We start from the raw sequence: 17,688 nt of genomic DNA, 5'->3' as shown, positions 1-17,688 counted from the left end.
TCGAACTTCAAAGGGCGGTCCTCCGGGGCCGCCCTTTTTCGTTGTGCGCGGGTGGATGTGCGGGGGCATCTGCGGGGATCTTGCAAGACTTGATCAATGTACTTGTATGACAGTCATCGAAGTGACACACCGTTGTCATATAAATGAAACCTTCGGATCGGCGAAGGTCCATGGAGATGAGCGATGCGCAAGACCGTTCTGTTCGTTCTCGCAACCCTCGGCGCAGCGACGCCGGCGCTGGCGGCGGCGTCCGCGACCGTCGATCGCACCGGCTACACGGCGATCGCGGCGGGCGATCTCTCGACGGCCGAACAGCGCATCCTCGCCGAGCGGAAGATCTTCCCGCAGCGTCCCGAACTGATGTTGAACCTGGCCTCGGTGTATCATCGGACCGGCCGCGAGTCGGAAGCACGCGCGCTGTACGCCGCGGTGCTGGCGCGGCCCGCGGTCGCGATGGACATGCCATCGGGTGCGGTGCTGTCGTCGCACGACATTGCGAGCCGCGCGCTTGGCCACCAGACGCAGCAGATCGCGACTCGCTGACGTTTTGGTTGCGGCAGTGATCGGGAAGGGCGCGCCCTTCCTTGTTCGCCCGCGATGGCCCAGTCTGGTCCCCCTTCTCTGGCACACGGGGTTGGCTGGTCAGGGGCGGGAAGTGGGCATCGGGTCGTGCATCGACGCGGCTAGCAACTATGCGCTGTTATGCCTGGGGCGACTCTAGGACGTTTTCGCGTCGTTGGTCAGGACAGGTCGTTGCGGCAAAGACGTCGGTGCGGTCTGCGGTCAGTTCCGGCTGGGCGACGGGGAGGCCCGATCTGGTCATGCCGGGTACTATCCCACCGGCACCACCCCGGCGAAGGCCGGGGCCCAGTTGGGGAACGTTGCCAAAGATCGGCGCGCTTCGTTATTGAGGCCCTTCCACCTGGGCCCCGGCCTTCGCCGGGGTGGTCGTGTGTGAGGCGGATCCGTCCACGACGGCCACTTCAGGTGTTTGACGGCGCGTCTTAGGTAACGCGGACGCGCGTGGGGGGACTCAAGGACTCCGCCCTCCCGAGCGACGGGAACGTTTCAACTCGTCGCGGCCTCACTGGTCTCCCGCCAAACCCTAAAGTCGTGGCAGCGTCACCCCGCGTTGTCCCATATATTTCCCCGCACGGTCGGCATAGCTCACCTCGCACGGCTCGTTCCCCTTGAGGAACAGGAACTGGCACGCGCCTTCGTTCGCATAGATCTTCGCGGGCAAGGGCGTGGTGTTGGAGAACTCCAGCGTCACATGGCCCTCCCATTCGGGCTCGAGCGGAGTCACGTTGACGATGATCCCGCAGCGCGCATAGGTCGACTTGCCAAGGCAGATCACCAGCACGTCGCGCGGCACGCGAAAATATTCGACGGTGCGGGCAAGCGCGAAGCTGTTCGGCGGGATGATGCAGACATCGGTCTTGCGGTCGACGAAGCTGTTCGCCGCAAAGTCCTTGGGGTCGACGATCGCGCTGTCGACATTGGTGAAGATCTTGAATTCGTCGGCAACGCGCGCGTCATAGCCATAGGACGACAGCCCGTACGAGATGCAGCCATCGCGACGCTGTGCCTCATGGAATGGCTCGATCATCGCGTCGCCCAGCGCGCGCTCGCGAATCCAGCGGTCGGACATCACGGACATGGTAGCTCCTCTTCGCCGTGCGCTTTCGCTTGGATAGCGGGCCGCGGCAAGGGCACGTGCGCCACCCCTGCGCGATTTTGCCGCGAAAATGACATTGCTCGCGATCTTCCGGATCGTCATGGGGGCGTCATGGAAATGTCATGAATCAGGCATCGCGAACCGCAGGGCGTCATGTGCCATCCTCCGGCGTATCGGCGAGCGTCGTGCACGCGCCCGATGGCGCGGCAATCGGTACTGGGCGGCGCTCCTTGTACCTTTCGTCCCGGTTGCTGATCGCGATCGCCGGAACGCTTACGCTACCCAACCCGGCGTCCGCGCAGACGGTGCAGGATCTGCAACGCCAGATCGACGAATTGAAGGCGACGATTGCCGAACTCAAGGCCGCACAGGCACCGGCGACAAGCTCGGCCAGCGCGACGCGGCCGACCACTGCGCCCGAGACCGACCTGGCTAACACCGCGCCGCCACCTGTAGCCGTACCACAAGCACAGCCTCGCCCGGCACCGCAGCTTGCCGCTGCACCGACGGCGGGCACGCAAGCCTGGTATGATCGCATCACGCTGCGCGGCTATACGCAGATGCGGTTCAACGAAATTCTGTCGGGCGATCGTACCGCGCCCGATGGCCAGTCGCGGCTGCGATCGGTCCATGACGGCGCGATCGGCGACAACAGCAATTTCTCGCTGCGTCGCGTCCGCCTCGTCCTGCAAGGCGATCTGACCGACCGGGTGTCGTTCTATTTTCAGCCCGATTTCGCTGTCAACGTCAGCAACCAGTCGGGGGGCGAGCGTCGTGAGGGCTTTGCGCAGCTCCGCGATGCGTATGTCGATACCTTCCTCGATGCGGATCGCACGGTGCGGCTTCGCTTCGGCCAGTCGAAGGTGCCGTTTGGCTGGGAAAACATGCAGTCCTCGTCGAACCGCCTGACGCTCGATCGGAGCGATGGGATCAACAGTGCGGTGCCCGGCGAGCGCGACCTCGGCATCGTCGCCTTCTATACGCCACCGCAGGTGCAGCGGATTTGGGACCGGCTCGAGGACGACGGCCAGAAGCTGTTCGGCAATTACGGTGCGTTCGGGGTGGCCGTCTATAACGGACAGGGCATCAGCCGCGCGGAAACCAACGACGGCGTGATGACCGTGGCGATGGCGACATGGCCGTTCGCGCTCGACGGCTTCGGCAGCGCGTTCGCGGGGCAGGTGCTGGAAACGGGCGTAGCGGCGATCCGCAACCGCGTGCAGCCCGAACTGCGGACCGGCGGGGTCAGCGATACGGCGTTCGCCGACGAGCGGTTCGGCGTCCACGCGATCCTGTATCCGCAGCCGATCGGGTTCCAGGCGGAATGGAACTGGGGACGGGGCCCCGAATATGATGCGACGTCGCAGTCGATCACGACCAAGCGGCTGAACGGCGGTTATATCCAGACGATGGGGCGAGTGAAGACATCGCCGCTCGGCCCGTTCATGCCGTATGCGCGCTGGCAATATTACCGCGGCGGGTGGAAGGCGCTGGCCAACGCGCCGCGACTCGAGACCGACGAGTTCGAGCTCGGGATCGAATTTCAGCCGACCCCGCCGATCGAGCTGACGATCGCCTATGCACGGATGGAGCGACGCGAGGCGGACGAGCGGCGCACAGGGAGGGCGGACGGCAATTTGATCCGTACGCAATTGCAGTGGAATTACTGAGGCGAGGTTCAAGCTGGCGCGGCTGAGCTCGGAACGAATCGGTGGCTATCCCTTTCGAACAAGGAAGCTTTGTTTCCTCGCGAAGGCGGGGATTCAGACTGGGCTCCCGCCTTCGCGGGAGAACAAGGGCGCCGTACGATCGCCGACGTGTATGTGTTTGAAGGGGTACCGAACCTGTCCGGGTGACGAGGCTTCAGCTGATACCTAGGTCCGCCGGCCCGAATGCATCCGGCAGCAATTCCGACACGGTGTAGGTGCGAATCGCTTCGCCTTCCGCGGCGCCGCAATGGACGGGCAGGTCGCGCCCACCCATCTGTGCGGCTTCGTTGATGACCTGGCGACAGCGACCGCACGGGCTGACCGGCGATGTGCCGGTGGCGCGACCCTCGGCGTCCATCGCGCCGCCGATCACGCCGATCGCGACGATATCGCGGAGCCGACCCGCGGCGCTAGCGGTGGCGATCGCGACCGTCTCGGCGCAGAGCGACAGGCCGTAGCTGGCGTTCTCGAAATTCGCGCCGGTGATGACGGTGCCATCGTTCAGCAATACCGCTGCACCGACCGCAAACCGCGAATAGGGCGCGTGGGCGTTGCGCGCGGCGTCACGTGCTGCGGCAACGAGTTGGATTGCGTGTTCAGTCATGAAGCCACTACGTCCCAGTTTACCGGTCCCTCGATCCCGTCGATCCGGCGGAAATCGCTCGCGCGCCACATCCGCCAAGGTCGCGCGGTGTAGTCGGGCTTGAAGATATTCTCCACCGCCCATAGCGGCCGCGGGACGGCGTCCGACAGCGTGTATTGCGAGTCCACCGCCTTGCTGATACGCAGCATCACCGGCTGGCGGGTGTGCGTTTCGACCATCGTCACGAACTGCGCAATGTCGGCGATCAGCGTCGCGCGGTCCGGCCTCGCGGTGCAGTCATCGTGGAACGCGATGTCGACCGCGGTCGGCAACGCGTCCGAGGTCCGCGGCACGAAGGTGTTGAACGCGTTCGCCTGTTCGTCCGCGCGTTGGCACAACGAATAGATATGGACCGCGCCGCGACGCAACCCGGCCTCGGGAAGCGCCGCCCAGTTCGCCTCGAAGGTCGGATCGCGCTGGTCGGTACCCGAGGTCGCGACGATGTACGCGAAGTCGGCGCCGCGGGCGCGGACCGTGCCCCATTCGACCGGACCGGGGTTCTCGGCGAGATCGATGCCCTGGAGCGGGTATTGCTTGACGTCGGGATGCCAGCCGGTCGCGGCGGTCCAGCCGCAGATGCCGACGAAGCCGGTTGCGGCGAGCGCGGCCGCGAATTTCAGAAGTGCGTGAGCCATGGGTCTTCTAGTTGCGGATGTGGAGGACGCAGATCAGCGTGAACAGCCGTCGCGCGGTGTCGAAATCGACCTCGATCTTGCCGTCGAGGCGCTCCTTGAGAAGCTCGGCGGCCTCGTTGTGAACGCCGCGGCGGGCCATGTCGACCGTCTCGATCTGCGCGGGGGAGGATTGCCGGATCGCCTGGTAATAGCTGTCGCAGATCGCGAAATAATCGCGGATCGGGCGGCGGAAGCGCCCGAGCGCGAGTACCAGCGTCTCGAGATGCGTGTCGTCCTCGCGGTGGATATGGATGCCGAGGCGCCCTTCCTCCGACTGGAGCTTGATCTTGTAGGGGCCCGCATAGCCGTCCGGGTAGGCGCGCTGGGGTGCGAAGTGATTGCCCTCGATCAGGTCGAAGATCGCGATCCGGCGTTCCTGCTCGACGTCGGGCGAGCGCCAGCCGAGACTGGTCTCGTCGAGTTGCACGTCGATGATCCGCGGGTCGGCCATACCGGTTCGATAGCGGGGGACATTCGCCCTGTCACTTATCCCCAGCATTCCGGCGCGAGCAGCTTGGACGAGGGCCCGTCCATCGCGTAGGTGAAGGGGATGGCAACTCTCGCATTCCCCGTTCCCGCCGTGGCCGAGCCGCAGCAGCTTCCCCGCAATGTCGAAGCCGAGGCCGCGATGCTCGGCGCGATGATGATCGACAACCGGCTGGCGGACGATCTCGTCGACAAGCTCGAGCCGGGGCATTTCTTTGAGCCGGTGCACGGCCGGATCTTCGCGGCGATCAAGACGCTGCGCGGCAACGACATGCTGGTGACGCCGGTGACGTTGCGGCCGATGTTCGATGCGGACGAGGGCATGCGCGAGCTTGGTGGGCCGGCGTATCTGGCGGGGCTCACGGGCAGCGGCGCGGGGCTGATCGGTGCGCGCCAGTTCGCGCAGCAGATCTATGACCTGGCGATGTTGCGCGCGCTCGTGTCGGTCGGCCGTACGCTCGTCGATCGCGCGATGGACACGTCCGAGGAGGTCAATCCGCGCGCACAGATCGAACTCGCCGAAGAAGAGCTGTTCAAGGTCGCGGCGGATGGTGGTTCCGAGAACACGGTGAAGTCGTTCGCGCAGGCGACGACCGCGGCGGTCAAGATGGCCGAGCGCGCGCTGAACTCCGGCGGCAACCTGTCGGGCGTCACCACCGGCATCGATTCGATCAACGCGAAGATCGGCGGCATGCATCACAGCGATCTCATGATCCTCGCCGGGCGTCCGGGCATGGGCAAGACCTCGCTCGCGACCAACATCGCGTTCAACGCCGCGCGGCGCTGGATGCGCGACATGGCCGACGGGATCGCGCCGAAGGATTCGGTCGGCGCGAAGGTCGCGTTCTTCTCGCTGGAAATGTCCGCCGACCAGCTGGCGACGCGTATCCTTGCCGAGCAATCGCAGATCTCGTCTGAATCGCTCCGCATGGGTAAGATCAGCCGCACCGAGTTCGCGCAGTTGGCCGCCGCCGCCGCCGAGCTGGAGAATTTGCCGCTGTTCATCGACGACACCGGCGGTCTCTCGATCGGCGCGCTGCATACGCGCGTCCGCCGGTTGCAGCGCCGGCACAACAACGAGATCGGGCTGGTGGTGGTCGACTACCTCCAGCTGCTGTCGGGCTCGGGCAAGAGCAAGGACGGCAACCGCGTCCAGGAGATCTCGGAGATTTCGCGCGGGCTGAAGACCTTGGCGAAGGACCTCAACGTGCCAGTGCTCGCGCTGTCGCAGCTGTCGCGTGCGGTGGAATCGCGCGAGGACAAGACGCCGATGCTGTCGGATCTTCGTGAGTCCGGATCGATCGAGCAGGACGCCGACATGGTCTGGTTCGTGTACCGCGAGGATTATTACGTCGCGTCGAAGGAGCCTAAGCGGCCGGCGGAAGGCGACAGCTCGAAGATCTTCGAGGACCATGCGTCGTGGGCGGCGGAGATGGAGCGGGTTTACGGCTTGGCGGAACTGATCATCGCGAAGCAGCGTCACGGCGCGACCGGCAAGGTCCGGATGAAGTTCGATCCGACGATCACCAAGTTCTCGGATCTCGCGGAGTATTGAAGCCATCGTGTCCCTCGCCCCTACGGGGAGAGGGAAGGGGCCCGCCGCACTTGCGGTGGGAAGGGAGAGGGGAGTGGGGCTCGGGACGGTTGATCCCAACGCCCCTCTCCCTTCCGTCGCTACGCTCCTCCCTCCCTCTCCCCGTAGGGGCGAGGGAAAGCGGTCAGATCATCGGATCGTAATCGGTGGGCGCGTGGATACCGCATTCGACCTTGTCGAAACTGCGCCAGCGGCCTGCGCGCGGGTCTTCGCCGGGGCTACCTTGGTCGTGCACGGCGCGCAGCCGATCGAGAGATAGCCTTGCGCCTCCAGCGGGTGCCGCGGCAATTGATGCTCGGCGAAATAGGCGTCAAGCTTGGCCTTGTCCCAATCCGCAAGCGGATTGATCTTCAACCGGCCCTCATCCTCCTCGAACCGCGGCAAGGCCGTACGCGTGCCCGACTGGAACCCCTTCCGCCCCGAAATCCAGGCATCGAACGGCGCCAGCGCCCGTCGTAAAGGCTCGACCTTGCGCAGATCGCAGCAGCCGTCGGGATCGTACGACCACCGCAACCCCGTCTTGTCCTTGATCGCCAGCAACCGCGGATCCGGGCGGAACACACGCAGGTCCGTGAACCCCAGTCTCTCCGCCAGTTCGTCACGGTACGCCAAGGTCTCGCCGAACATCTTCTGCGTATTCGTGAACACCACCGGCACGTCGACATCAACCTGCGCGACCATGTGCAGCAGTACCGCCGACTCGGCCCCGAACGACGACACCGCCGCGATCCGACCGCGCAACTCGCCGACGAGCAGTTCGAACAGCATCTCCTGCGCGGAGACGCCTTCGAACCGCTCCTGCATCGCCATCGCGTCGGCGCGCGTGAACGCCGGCGTGACGTCGATCATGTCGAGTTGGCGCGCGGGCTCACCCATGGCGCAGCTTCCACACCGGCACCGCGCCGTCGGCCGCCTTCTGGTACGGCGTGTCGTAGCGCTCAAGGCTGGCGCGCAGCACGTCGATATCGATCGGTGCCTGCGGTGCGAAGCTGTCGAACCCGCAGCGCCGCATCAGCGGAATCTGGTCGACCAGCACGTCGCCCTGCGCGCGCAATTCGCCCGTGTATCCTGCCTCGCGCAGAATCCGCGCGGAGGAATAGCCGCGCCCGTCGCGGTAGCCGGGGAAGCTCACCTCAATCAGCGCAAGCTGGTCGATCTGCGGCAACAGCGCGCGCGCGTCGTCGCCTGCCTCCAGGCGCACGGCGGCGGCGTTGCTCTGGCCGATGAACGAATCGAGCGTCACCGCGGGCTCGTCATGCGGCTCGTCGTCGCGGAAGCGGAGTAGGGTGTCGCTCATGCGAAAACTCCCGTCATGCTTGCCCAAACTCCCGTCATCCCAGCGAAAGCTGGGATCTCATGGTTCGGGCCGGACGTGTTCCCCCGGATACCCCAGCTTTCGCTGGGGTGACGGACAGAAGCGCTTGGGTGATGGACAGAGGCGTTGGGGTGACGATCGGGTTATCCATAGATCGCCTCCTTGAACGTCTCGAAGCCGACGCGGCGGTAGGTATCGAGGAAGCGCTCACCGGGGTCGCGGACCTGCAGGTACCGGTCGGTGACGCGTTCGATCGCGTCGACCACGCCGTCTTCGGAGAAACCGGGGCCGGTGATCTTCGCGAGGCTCACATCCTCTGCGCCCGACCCTCCGAGCGAGAGCTGGTAATTCTCGGTGCCCTTCTTGTCGACGCCGAGGATGCCGATGTGGCCGGCGTGATGGTGCCCGCACGCATTGATGCAGCCGCTGATCTTGAGCTTCAACTCGCCCAGATCGCGCTGGCGGTCGAGGCTGCCGAAGCGGGTCGCGATCTTCTGCGCGAGCGGAATCGAGCGCGCGTTGGCGAGGCTGCAGTAATCGAGACCGGGGCAGGCGATGATGTCGCTGATCAGGTCGAGATTGGCCTCCGCAAGCCCGGCGTCGTTCAGCGCTGACCACACCGCATGCAGGTCGGCGATCCGGACGTGCGGCAGGACGATGTTCTGCGCATGCGTGACGCGCAGTTCGTCGAAGCTGTAGCGCGTGCCGAGATCGGCCATCACGTCGATCTGATCCGCCGAAGCGTCGCCGGGGATGCCGCCGATTGGCTTCAGGCTGATGTTGACGATCGCATAGCCCGGCTGCTTGTGGGCTTTAACGTTCTGGTCGAGCCAGACCGCGAAGTCGGGATCGCTGCGGTCGATATCGGTCGAGGCGTTGGCGTCGAAATCGGGCGCGCCGAAGTGGCTGGTGATGCGCTCCAGCTCGGCCCGTGGGGGATCGAGGCCGAGGCCCTTCACCGCGGCGAATTCCTCCTCGACCTGGCGGCGATATTCGTCGGCGCCGATCTCGTGGAGCAGGATCTTGATCCGCGCCTTGTAGATGTTGTCGCGGCGGCCGTAGCGATTGTAGACGCGCAGGCACGCTTCGAGATAGCTCATCAGGTCGTCGGCGGGGACGAAGTCGCGGATCTCGTGGGAGATCATCGGCGTGCGGCCCATGCCACCCCCGACATAAATCTTGGCGCCGAGTTCGCCGTCGCGGACGTGCAGCCCGATGCCGATATCGTGGAGGCGCATCGCCGCGCGATCCTCGTCCGCCGCGATCACGCAGATCTTGAATTTCCGCGGGAGGTAGGTGAATTCCGGATGGAACGTCGACCATTGGCGGATCAGCTCGGCCCAGGGGCGCGGATCGGCGACCTCGTCCGCGGCGGCGCCGGCGAACTGGTCGGAGCTGATGTTGCGGATGCAGTTGCCGCTGGTCTGGATGGCGTGCATCTCGACCGTCGCCAGTTCCTGGAGGATGTCCGGGGTCTGGTCGAGCTGGATCCAGTTGAACTGGATGTTCTGCCGCGTGGTGAAGTGCCCGTAGCCGCGATCGTATTTCCGCGCGATATGCCCGAGCATCCGCATCTGGCGGCCGTCGAGCGTCCCGTACGGCACCGCGACGCGCAGCATGTACGCGTGCAGCTGGAGGTACAGACCGTTCATCAGTCGCAGCGGCTTGAACTGGTCCTCGGTCAGCTCGCCCGAGAGGCGGCGGCGGACCTGATCGCGGAACTCGTCGACGCGCTGGTCGACGATCGCCTGGTCGTATTCGTCGTATTTATACATGCGGGGTTCCGGAGAAGTTTTGGTTCACGCGAAGGCGCGATGGCTCGAAGAGATTTAAAAGAAGAGTTTGCGCGCAGAGGCGCAGAGGCGCGGAGGAGAGGTGTTCGGAGGGAGCTACCGCATAAGCGGCAAAAAGCTTTCTAAGGCTTGGTGAGTTTGAAAGCCGCTGCGCGGCAAGCGCAACATCTCCGCGCCTCTGCGCCTCTGCGTGAAACACCTTCTTGCTAACCTCTTCGCGCCTTAACGCCCCTTCGACTTCGCTCAGGACAGGCTTTGCGTGAATCATATCACCCAGCTCCCCGCGTTCGGATCGGCGGGTTTGAGGGTCAGGTCGGGCCGCATCGTTGGGCCCAAAGCGCGGATGCGGTCCTTGATGTGGGCGGGGCGGGGGCCTTCGTCGGTTTGGGTCGCCTCGATCAGATAAGGGACGTTGATGCGGCGGGCGCCTTCCTCGGCCTGGAGGATCGATTCACCTGACACGCCGACGTCGACCGCGTCCTCGATATGACGCGACCAGCCGTTGCCGGTCCACCAGACGACGTCGCCGGTGGGAAGGTCGTTTCCAGTCAGGATCTTCATGCGGCGGCTGCCTCTGCTACGCGGGCCCAGCGGGCGAGTTTGTCTTCGGCGTCCGACAGCTCCACGACTTCGCCGACGACGATGATCGCGGGGCTCTTGACCGCCTCGCGCGCGACCATCGCGCCGAGATCGGCCAGAAGCGTGCGGATCGCGCGTGAGCCCTTGAGCGTGCCGCGTTCGAGAACGGCGACGGGCATGTCGGGCGCGACGCCGTCGGCCATCAGCTTGTCGGCGATGTCGGTCGCGGTGGCGATGCCCATGTAGATGACCAGCGTCCGACCCTGGCCAGCAAGCCCGGCCCAGTTCTGCTCGCTCAGGCCCTTGCACTGGCCGGCGACGAAGCTGACCGCGCTCGAGTGATCGCGGTGGGTGAGCGGCAGCATGGCTTCGGCGGCGCAACCGAGTGCGGCCGAGACACCGGGGATCACCTCGACGGGGAGCCCAGCGGCGCGGACGGCTTCGACTTCCTCGCCACCGCGGCCGAACACGAACGGGTCGCCGCCCTTGAGGCGGATGACGATCGCACCGGTCTTCACGTGCGCGATGATCAGCGCGTTGATCGCCTCCTGCGGCAGCGTGTGGCGTGCGCGCTGCTTGGCGACCGAGATGCGCTGCGCCCCCGGCGGCGCGATGTCGAGCACGCGCGGATCGATCAGACCGTCATGCACGACGACGTCGGCGGTCTTGAGCGCCTCGACCGCGCGGACGGTGAGGAGACCGGGATCGCCCGGGCCCGCCCCGACGAGGATGACGCGCCCGCGCGCGGTTGGGTCTAGGAGACTTGCCATGTCACCGGAGATGGGCGGCAACACGCTGCCCCGCAACCGAATGATGCTTTGGCGGGGGTAGGATTGCTTTCCGTGGTCGGTCAGCCGTCGCTGAGGCCGATGCCGATCGACGCACGCGCGCTTTCGGATTCGCTGCTGACGACCGGGTAGGCGCAGTAATCCGCCGCGTAATAAGCACTTGGGCGGTGGTTGCCCGACCAGCCGATCCCGCCGAACGGGGCCCCGCTAGATGCGCCGTTGGTCGGCTTGTTCCAGTTGACGATGCCGGCGCGGATGTTGGCCCAGAAGCGGTCGTAGAGCGCGGGTGTCTGGCTGATCAGCGAGGCGGACAGGCCGTAGCGCGTGTTGTTCGCCTCGGCGATCGCGGCGTCGAAATCGTCGACGCGGACGATTTGCAGGATCGGACCGAACAGCTCGATGTCGGGGCGGTCGGCGATGTCGGTGACGTCGATCAGCGCAGGTTTCAGGAACGGCAGGTCCGCGATCGGGCGTTCGAGATGGCGGATCGCGCGGCCGCCCCGGGTAAGCAGTTCGAGGAAGCTCTCGCTGAGCTGGTCGGCGGCTTCGTTGTCGATCACCGGGCCCATGAACGGGGAGGGGGTCGCGTGCGGTTCGCCGACGATGATCCGGCCGACCATCTTGTCGAGCGTGGCGATCAGCGGGTCGTAGAGCCTGGTGTCGACGATCAGCCGGCGCGCGGCGGTACAGCGCTGGCCTGCGGTGGTGAAGGCGGACTGGATGATCAGCACCGCCGCGGTGTGAAGGTCGGGCGTGTCCCAGACGACGATCGGGTTGTTGCCGCCCATCTCGAGCGCGAGGATCTTCTCGGGCTTGTCGGCGAAGGCGCGGTTGAGCGCGAGACCGGTACGCGCCGAGCCGGTGAACAGCAGCCCGTCGATATCGGGATGCGCGGCGAGTGCCTTGCCTTCGTTCGGGCCACCGATGACGAGGCGGATGCATTCCGCGGGCACGCCAGCGGCGCGGAAGCATTCGACGAGGAACGCGCCGACGGCGGGGGTCTTTTCCGACGGTTTGAAGACGACCGCGTTTCCGGCGATCAGTGCGGGGACGATGTGGCCGTTAGGCAGGTGCGCCGGGAAGTTATACGGCCCGAGCACCGCGAGCACGCCGTGCGGCTTGTGACGGACTGCGATGCGTGTCCCCATCGTCGCCTCCAGCCGGCGCTGCGCGGTGCGATCTGCATAGGCGCTGACCGAGATGTCGACCTTGGCGATGACCGTCTCGACTTCGCCGCGCGCTTCCCAGATCGGCTTGCCCGTTTCGCGCGCGATCAGGTCGGTGAACGCGTCGTTGCGCTGGCGGACGATGTTGGCGAAACGCCGCATCGTCTCGATCCGGAAGGCGAGGGTTTCGAGGCCCAGCTCGACCAGCCGGCGCGGGCGCAAGCGACTTCGGCATCGACGTCGCCGACCGGATGGCGCCAGAGGACCGCGCCGGTGGCCGGTTCGTGGGAGATGATCTCGTCGGACATGGCGCTGCTCTTGCCTCAAATCAGGAATGATTCCAATTATTCGGCAAGCGCGTCTCCCATGTTGCGGATCGCAGCGACCTTTGCATGCAACGGCGTCCAGTCGTCATCGTCGGCGATCGGGGACCAGATCGCTTCCACTTCGTCGATGAGCATGCTGCACGGTTCGCCCGACCAATAGGCGTGCGAGCGGTCTTTGCGGGGTTCGTACGACGCGAGTGCGGTGCGGACTTCGGTCCAGGGGTCGGCGTAGGTGTCGGGCAATTCCCCACCGAACGCGTCGAAGAAGAACCGGTCGATGCCGACGCCCGAGGTGCGGAGTGCGCGCTCGGTGGCCTGGACGAGGTCGCGGTCGGTGTCGGGATCACGCGAGCGGACGCCGAGGCGCCAGAGGATCGCCTGCGTGACTTCGGGCTGATAGCGCGGGCCGAACTGGTCGAGCGCGGCGACAAGCGGCTCGCTCTCGACGATCTGGCGGAGCGCGACGGCCAGTTGCATCACGTCCCAGTGGATCGCCTCGGGCTGGCGGCCGAACGCGTAGAGCCCCTGGTGGTCGAAATAGGCGGCGGTGAACGCCGGGTCCCAGGTCGGGGCGAAGCGCCACGGGCCATAGTCGAAGCTCTCGCCGGTGACGTTGATGTTGTCCGAATTGAGCACGCCGTGGACGAAGCCCGCCGCCATGTAGCGGGCGGCGAGGCGCGCGGTGCGGCCGACGACGAGGTCGAGCAGGCGGACCGGGTCGTCGCCGTCCTCGTCGTACAGGTTGCGGAGCGTGTAGCCGACGAGTTTGCGAAGGCCGGCTTCGTCGCGTTCGTAGGCGAGGCGCTGGAAGCTGCCGATGCGGACATGGCTGTGGTTGAGGCGGACGAGGACGGCGGAGCGCGTCGGACTGGGCTCGTCGCCGCGGTGGAGGTGCTCGCCGGTCTCGATCAGCGACAGCGTGCGGGAGCTCGGGACGTTGAGCGCCTCGAGCATTTCGGTGGCGAGGATCTCGCGGACACCGCCCTTGAGCGTGAGGCGGCCATCGCCCGCGCGGCTCCATGGGGTCTGGCCCGAGCCCTTGGTGCCGAGATCCATCAGGCGACCGCTCTCGTCACGCATCTGCGCGAAGGTGAAGCCCCGGCCATCGCCGAGATCGGGGTTGTAGTTGCGGAACTGATGGCCGTGATAGCGGAGGGCTAGCGGTTGGGGGAGCGTGTCGGGGAGGGGGCGAACCGGCCGAAATGGCGCGTCCATTCGTCATCGGTCAGCGTGTCGACGCCGATCTGCGCGGCGGCGCGGTCGTTGCGGAACCGCAGCCGGGTCTCGGGGAAGTCGGCGGGTGCGACGGGATCGAAGAAGCCGTCTCCAAGGTCGAGGAGCGTTGCTTCGGGGCGATACACTTGCGGGCGGGTAGGCATGCGGCGATATGGTGGCCGCTACCCGAAGGACGCAACCATGGCCGCTCACGAAAACCTCTATTGGTGGTCCAACGACGGGCTGAGACTGCACGCGAGAGACTATCCAGGGGGCAAGGAAGGTCAGCCGCCGATCCTCTGCATGCCGGGCCTCACGCGGAATGCGCGTGATTTCGATGCGTTGGCGGCAAGGCTGGCAGGGCGCTGGCGCCTGATCGCGATCGATTTCCGCGGGCGCGGCGAGAGCGCGTATGCGAAGGATCCGATGTCGTACGTGCCGCTGACCTACGTGCAGGACGTCGAGGCGTTGCTGACCGAACTCGGCATCGATCGGTACATAGCGTTCGGCACGTCGCTCGGTGGGATCGTCACGATGCTCATGGCTGGACCTTCCAGAGGGCGGATGATGGCGGCGCTGCTCAACGATGTAGGGCCGGAGATCGATGCGCAGGGGCTGTCGCGAATTCGCGGGTATGTCGGCAAGGCGAGCGTCTTCCCGACCTGGATGCACGCCGCGCGCTGCGTCTCCGAGAACAACGCCGACGTCTATCCCGATTGGCAGATCGAGGATTGGCTGGCGATGGCGAAGCGGCTGTACCGGCTCAACAGTTCGGGGCGGATCGTGCTCGATTACGACCTCAAGATCGCCGAGCCGTTTCGTGTGCCGGGGAACGAGGCGGGGCCGGACATGTGGCAGGCGCTCGCCTCGCTCCGCGACGTGCCGACGCTGATCGTCCGCGGCGGGCGATCGGACCTGTTGTCGGCGGCGACGGCGGAGCGGATGGCGGCATCGCTCGACCGGGCGGAGCTGGTGACGGTGCCGGGCGTGGGGCATGCGCCGACGCTGAGCGAGACGATGCTGCAGGAGCCGATCGACCGGTTGCTGGCGCGTGCGCTTGAGGGGGCGGCGATCCGCGCTTAGGGGAGAGCGGCGCGAGGTGTTTCGCCGCCAATCTGCTGACAAGCCGGGATACTTGATGACCGAACTCTCCGACGCCCACACGACCGTCCGCCCGCTGAAGGGCCGCCGTGCGATCATTACCGGGGGGACCACCGGGATCGGCCGGGCGATCGCGGTGCTGCTCGCGGCGGAAGGGGCCAAGGTGTTCATCTGCGGTCGCGACGAGCGCTATCTTCAGGACGCGCTCGCGCGCATTCGCGAAGTCGGCGAGGGCGACGGGATGATCACAGAGCTCGCCGATCCCGACAAGGTTCGTGCGTTCTTCGATGCGGGCGAGGCCTATCTCGGCGGCTTCGACATCACTGTCGTCAACGCGGCGGTTGCGGCGGGCGGTCTGATGCAGATGAGCGAGGACGAACTCCGCTATGCGATCGCAGTCGACTTCACCGCGTATTTGCTCAGCGCGCATCATGCTGCGCACCGGATGACGCCGATCAGCGACATCGTCATCATCGGCTCGCTGAGCGCGCATATCCTCGGGCCCAGCTCAACCGTGTATGCCGGGATCAAATCGGGCATCGCCGGGTTCGCCGAGGCGCTGCGGCGTGAAGTAGGGCCCAAGGGGATCAAGGTCTCGCTGGTCGAGCCGGGCAAGGTCGGGTCGAACATGCAGTATCCGGACGTCCCCGACGACAAGCAGCGCCAGATGATCGAGGCGGAGCAGATGCTGCGCGCAGAGGACATCGCGGTCGGGGTGGAGTTCGTGCTGACCCAGCCGACGCGGACGGTGATCCAGCAGATCGTGATAGTCCCGCGGGCGCTGGAGGGGGAATAGGCGCGCCGACTGAAGGGCATTGAGGGAGCAAGCGCGGCGCCCTTTCCGTCATCCTGACGAAAGTCAGGACCCAGAGTAACGGCGAACTACCCTTGATGACCCTGGGTCCTGACTTTCGTCAGGATGACGGAGTAGGTGGGGCGACGTCGCCGGACGTAAATTAAAGGAGTACAGCATGTTCGATCAGCTCGTCTTCACCCCCGCCGACATCGACCTGTCGCGCTCGCCGCTGGCGGGGAAGGTCGGTGCCGAGACCTATGTGCTCGGCGCGTTCAATCCGGGGATGACGCGGCTGGCGAACGGCAATCTGCTGTTGATGGTGCGCGTGGCGGAGGCACTGAAAAAGCCGATCGGGGACGGCAACGTCCATGCGATCCGCTGGGACGACGGCGCATATGTGCTCGACGCTTGGCCGCTGGCGATGGTCGATACGAAGGACCCGCGGAAATTCCTGATCCCCGGTGGCGGGTGGAAGGTGATGGCGTTGACGTCGTTGTCGTGGCTGCTCCCGGTCGAGCTTGATGCCGAGGGGCGGTCGGTGGTCGCGGTGCATTACGATAAGGCGATCGCGCCGCGCACCTCGTACCAATGCTACGGCGTCGAGGATGCGCGGATCTCGAAGGTCGGCGACCGCTATCTGATGACCACCTGCTCGGTCAGCCCGGAGCGGCATTCGACGACGTTGTATTCGTCCGCCGATGCGCTCGACTGGCAGCTCGAGGGGATCGTGCTCGATCACCAGAACAAGGACATGCTGATCTTCGAGGGCCTGATCGCCGGGCAGTATTGGGCGCAGACCCGCCCGCTCGGCGACCTGTATTTCGCCTACCCGCCGGGCAGCGAATGGCGCAGCGGCCCCTCGATCAACCTGTCGCGCTCGCCCGATGCGCTGCATTGGAAGCCGCACGACAAGCCCGGTATCCGCCCGCATGCCGCCACCGTCGCGACCGCGCGGATGGGCGGCGGTGCCCCGCCGATCCTGACCGACCGCGGGTGGCTGACGCTGTGGCACGGGGTGGAACCGTCGGGCGTGGTCGGGATCTATCGGACGTACTGGTCGATCCTCGACAAGGACGATCCGTCGATCACGGTCGCGACACAGCACACGCCGTTGCTGGAACCCAACCCCGTGCTGACCGAGCCACTGAAGGACAGCATGTACCTCGACAACGTCGTCTTCACGACGGGGATCGCGGACGCGGGCGACTTCTATGTGGTGGCCAGTGGGGAGGCGGACCTGGCCTGCCGGATCACGCATATTCGCAAGGGGGTATTTGCGACGTAAAACGCTCTCGGCGTGAATGTCGGAGATGGGAGGAAAGCGGACATTCAATTTCTAGCCCTCTCCCGCCTTCGCGGGAGAGGGTTGGGTGAGGGTCTTTCTTCTTCTAGGCTCGTCGGATGTATCCGGTACGCCGCCAGATCAGTCGCCATGCCGCCCGCCTGCGGCGCGAACGTACCGATGTTGAGCAGATCATCTGGCTCGCCGTGCGCAATCGTCGGCTGGGCGGCTTCAAGTTCCGCGAGCAGCATACGATTGGTGACCATTATGTGGCCGATTTCACCTGTCTCGAAGCCATGCTGATCGTCGAACTCGACGGCAGTCAGCATGACCCGAAGATCGACGCACCCCGCACCGCCTTTCTGGAGGCGAGGGGGTATCAGGTGCTCCGCTTCTGGAACAGCGACATCATTGAAAATCGCGAAGGCGTTCTGGAAACGATCCTCGTTGCTCTCCTGGCGCGAGCCGCGAAGTAGAAGAAGACCCTCACCCAACCCTCTCCCGCGAAGGCGGGAGAGGGCTAGAATGTGTCCGCCATAGGGC

15 protein-coding genes and 3 pseudogenes are annotated in these 17,688 nt (G+C 65.7%); 7 read left to right on the top strand and 11 right to left on the bottom strand.

Features of this window, described 5'->3' with window-relative positions; all coding sequences use genetic code 11:
* Positions 1 to 183: 183 nt before the first annotated feature.
* On the top strand, positions 184 to 543 hold the full coding sequence (locus QP164_RS10610) for a tetratricopeptide repeat protein (RefSeq protein WP_333923097.1): 360 nt from the start codon (positions 184 to 186) through the stop codon (positions 541 to 543).
* Positions 544 to 1,105: 562 nt separating this feature from the next.
* Here QP164_RS10610 and dcd read toward each other — a convergent pair.
* Complete coding sequence (gene dcd / locus QP164_RS10605) at positions 1,106 to 1,660, bottom strand: dCTP deaminase (RefSeq protein ID WP_055878967.1); 555 nt, start codon at positions 1,658 to 1,660, stop codon at positions 1,106 to 1,108.
* A gap of 140 nt (positions 1,661 to 1,800) precedes the next feature.
* On the opposite strand from dcd, the gene QP164_RS10600 reads away from it, so the two are divergent.
* A complete protein-coding gene (locus tag QP164_RS10600) occupies positions 1,801 to 3,348 on the top strand; it encodes a porin (RefSeq protein WP_333923096.1) in 1,548 nt (515 codons plus the stop codon).
* 193 nt (positions 3,349 to 3,541) lie between these two features.
* Here QP164_RS10600 and cdd read toward each other — a convergent pair whose 3' ends face one another.
* Genes cdd through QP164_RS10585 form a run of 3 tightly spaced genes read right to left on the bottom strand, consistent with a single transcriptional unit; the run spans position 3,542 to position 5,155 of the window.
* Entirely contained in the window at positions 3,542 to 3,991 is a 450-nt protein-coding gene (cdd, locus tag QP164_RS10595) for a cytidine deaminase (protein WP_332754585.1), read from the bottom strand.
* Entirely contained in the window at positions 3,988 to 4,665 is a 678-nt protein-coding gene (locus QP164_RS10590; protein ID WP_333923095.1) for a glycoside hydrolase family 25 protein, read from the bottom strand. Before QP164_RS10590 ends, cdd begins: the two co-directional genes overlap by 4 nt.
* A gap of 7 nt (positions 4,666 to 4,672) precedes the next feature.
* The gene (locus QP164_RS10585; protein WP_132735525.1) at positions 4,673 to 5,155 is read right to left on the bottom strand and encodes a UPF0262 family protein; all 483 of its coding nucleotides are present in this window, start codon (positions 5,153 to 5,155) and stop codon (positions 4,673 to 4,675) included.
* 99 nt (positions 5,156 to 5,254) lie between these two features.
* On the opposite strand from QP164_RS10585, the gene QP164_RS10580 reads away from it, so the two are divergent.
* Complete coding sequence (locus QP164_RS10580; protein ID WP_056063049.1) at positions 5,255 to 6,745, top strand: replicative DNA helicase; 1,491 nt, start codon at positions 5,255 to 5,257, stop codon at positions 6,743 to 6,745.
* 163 nt (positions 6,746 to 6,908) lie between these two features.
* On the opposite strand, the pseudogene QP164_RS10575 reads toward QP164_RS10580, so the two are convergent.
* From QP164_RS10575 to QP164_RS10545, 7 genes and pseudogenes are all read right to left on the bottom strand, one after another.
* A pseudogene (locus QP164_RS10575) lies at positions 6,909 to 7,660 on the bottom strand (phosphoadenylyl-sulfate reductase).
* The gene (locus QP164_RS10570) at positions 7,653 to 8,081 is read right to left on the bottom strand and encodes a DUF934 domain-containing protein (RefSeq protein WP_056063055.1); all 429 of its coding nucleotides are present in this window, start codon (positions 8,079 to 8,081) and stop codon (positions 7,653 to 7,655) included. The pseudogene QP164_RS10575 and the gene QP164_RS10570 overlap by 8 nt, the downstream one beginning before the upstream one ends.
* Before the next feature lie 161 nt (positions 8,082 to 8,242).
* Complete coding sequence (locus QP164_RS10565; RefSeq protein ID WP_333923094.1) at positions 8,243 to 9,874, bottom strand: nitrite/sulfite reductase; 1,632 nt, start codon at positions 9,872 to 9,874, stop codon at positions 8,243 to 8,245.
* A 282-nt stretch (positions 9,875 to 10,156) separates the two neighbouring features.
* Entirely contained in the window at positions 10,157 to 10,453 is a 297-nt protein-coding gene (locus QP164_RS10560) for a DUF2849 domain-containing protein (protein ID WP_333923093.1), read from the bottom strand.
* A complete protein-coding gene (gene cobA / locus QP164_RS10555) occupies positions 10,450 to 11,241 on the bottom strand; it encodes a uroporphyrinogen-III C-methyltransferase (RefSeq protein ID WP_333923092.1) in 792 nt (263 codons plus the stop codon). The genes QP164_RS10560 and cobA overlap by 4 nt, the downstream gene beginning before the upstream one ends.
* Before the next feature lie 80 nt (positions 11,242 to 11,321).
* Positions 11,322 to 12,733, bottom strand: a pseudogene (astD, locus tag QP164_RS10550) (succinylglutamate-semialdehyde dehydrogenase).
* A gap of 36 nt (positions 12,734 to 12,769) precedes the next feature.
* Positions 12,770 to 14,130, bottom strand: a pseudogene (locus QP164_RS10545) (protein adenylyltransferase SelO).
* 37 nt (positions 14,131 to 14,167) lie between these two features.
* Here QP164_RS10545 and QP164_RS10540 point away from each other — a divergent pair.
* The 4 genes from QP164_RS10540 to QP164_RS10525 all read left to right on the top strand — a co-directional run bounded on the left by QP164_RS10540 (position 14,168) and on the right by QP164_RS10525 (position 17,621).
* The gene (locus QP164_RS10540) at positions 14,168 to 15,049 is read left to right on the top strand and encodes an alpha/beta fold hydrolase (protein ID WP_132735503.1); all 882 of its coding nucleotides are present in this window, start codon (positions 14,168 to 14,170) and stop codon (positions 15,047 to 15,049) included.
* A gap of 55 nt (positions 15,050 to 15,104) precedes the next feature.
* Positions 15,105 to 15,863: an SDR family oxidoreductase gene (locus QP164_RS10535; protein WP_132735500.1), complete on the top strand. Its 759-nt coding sequence runs from the start codon at positions 15,105 to 15,107 to the stop codon at positions 15,861 to 15,863.
* 175 nt (positions 15,864 to 16,038) lie between these two features.
* Complete coding sequence (locus QP164_RS10530; RefSeq protein ID WP_333923091.1) at positions 16,039 to 17,148, top strand: glycosidase; 1,110 nt, start codon at positions 16,039 to 16,041, stop codon at positions 17,146 to 17,148.
* A 116-nt stretch (positions 17,149 to 17,264) separates the two neighbouring features.
* A complete protein-coding gene (locus QP164_RS10525; protein WP_332754577.1) occupies positions 17,265 to 17,621 on the top strand; it encodes an endonuclease domain-containing protein in 357 nt (118 codons plus the stop codon).
* Positions 17,622 to 17,688 lie beyond the last annotated feature (67 nt).

Source organism: Sphingomonas sp. LR59 (assembly GCF_036855945.1).
GTDB lineage: Bacteria > Pseudomonadota > Alphaproteobacteria > Sphingomonadales > Sphingomonadaceae > Sphingomonas.
This window is presented reverse-complemented; position numbering and strand designations above follow the sequence as displayed.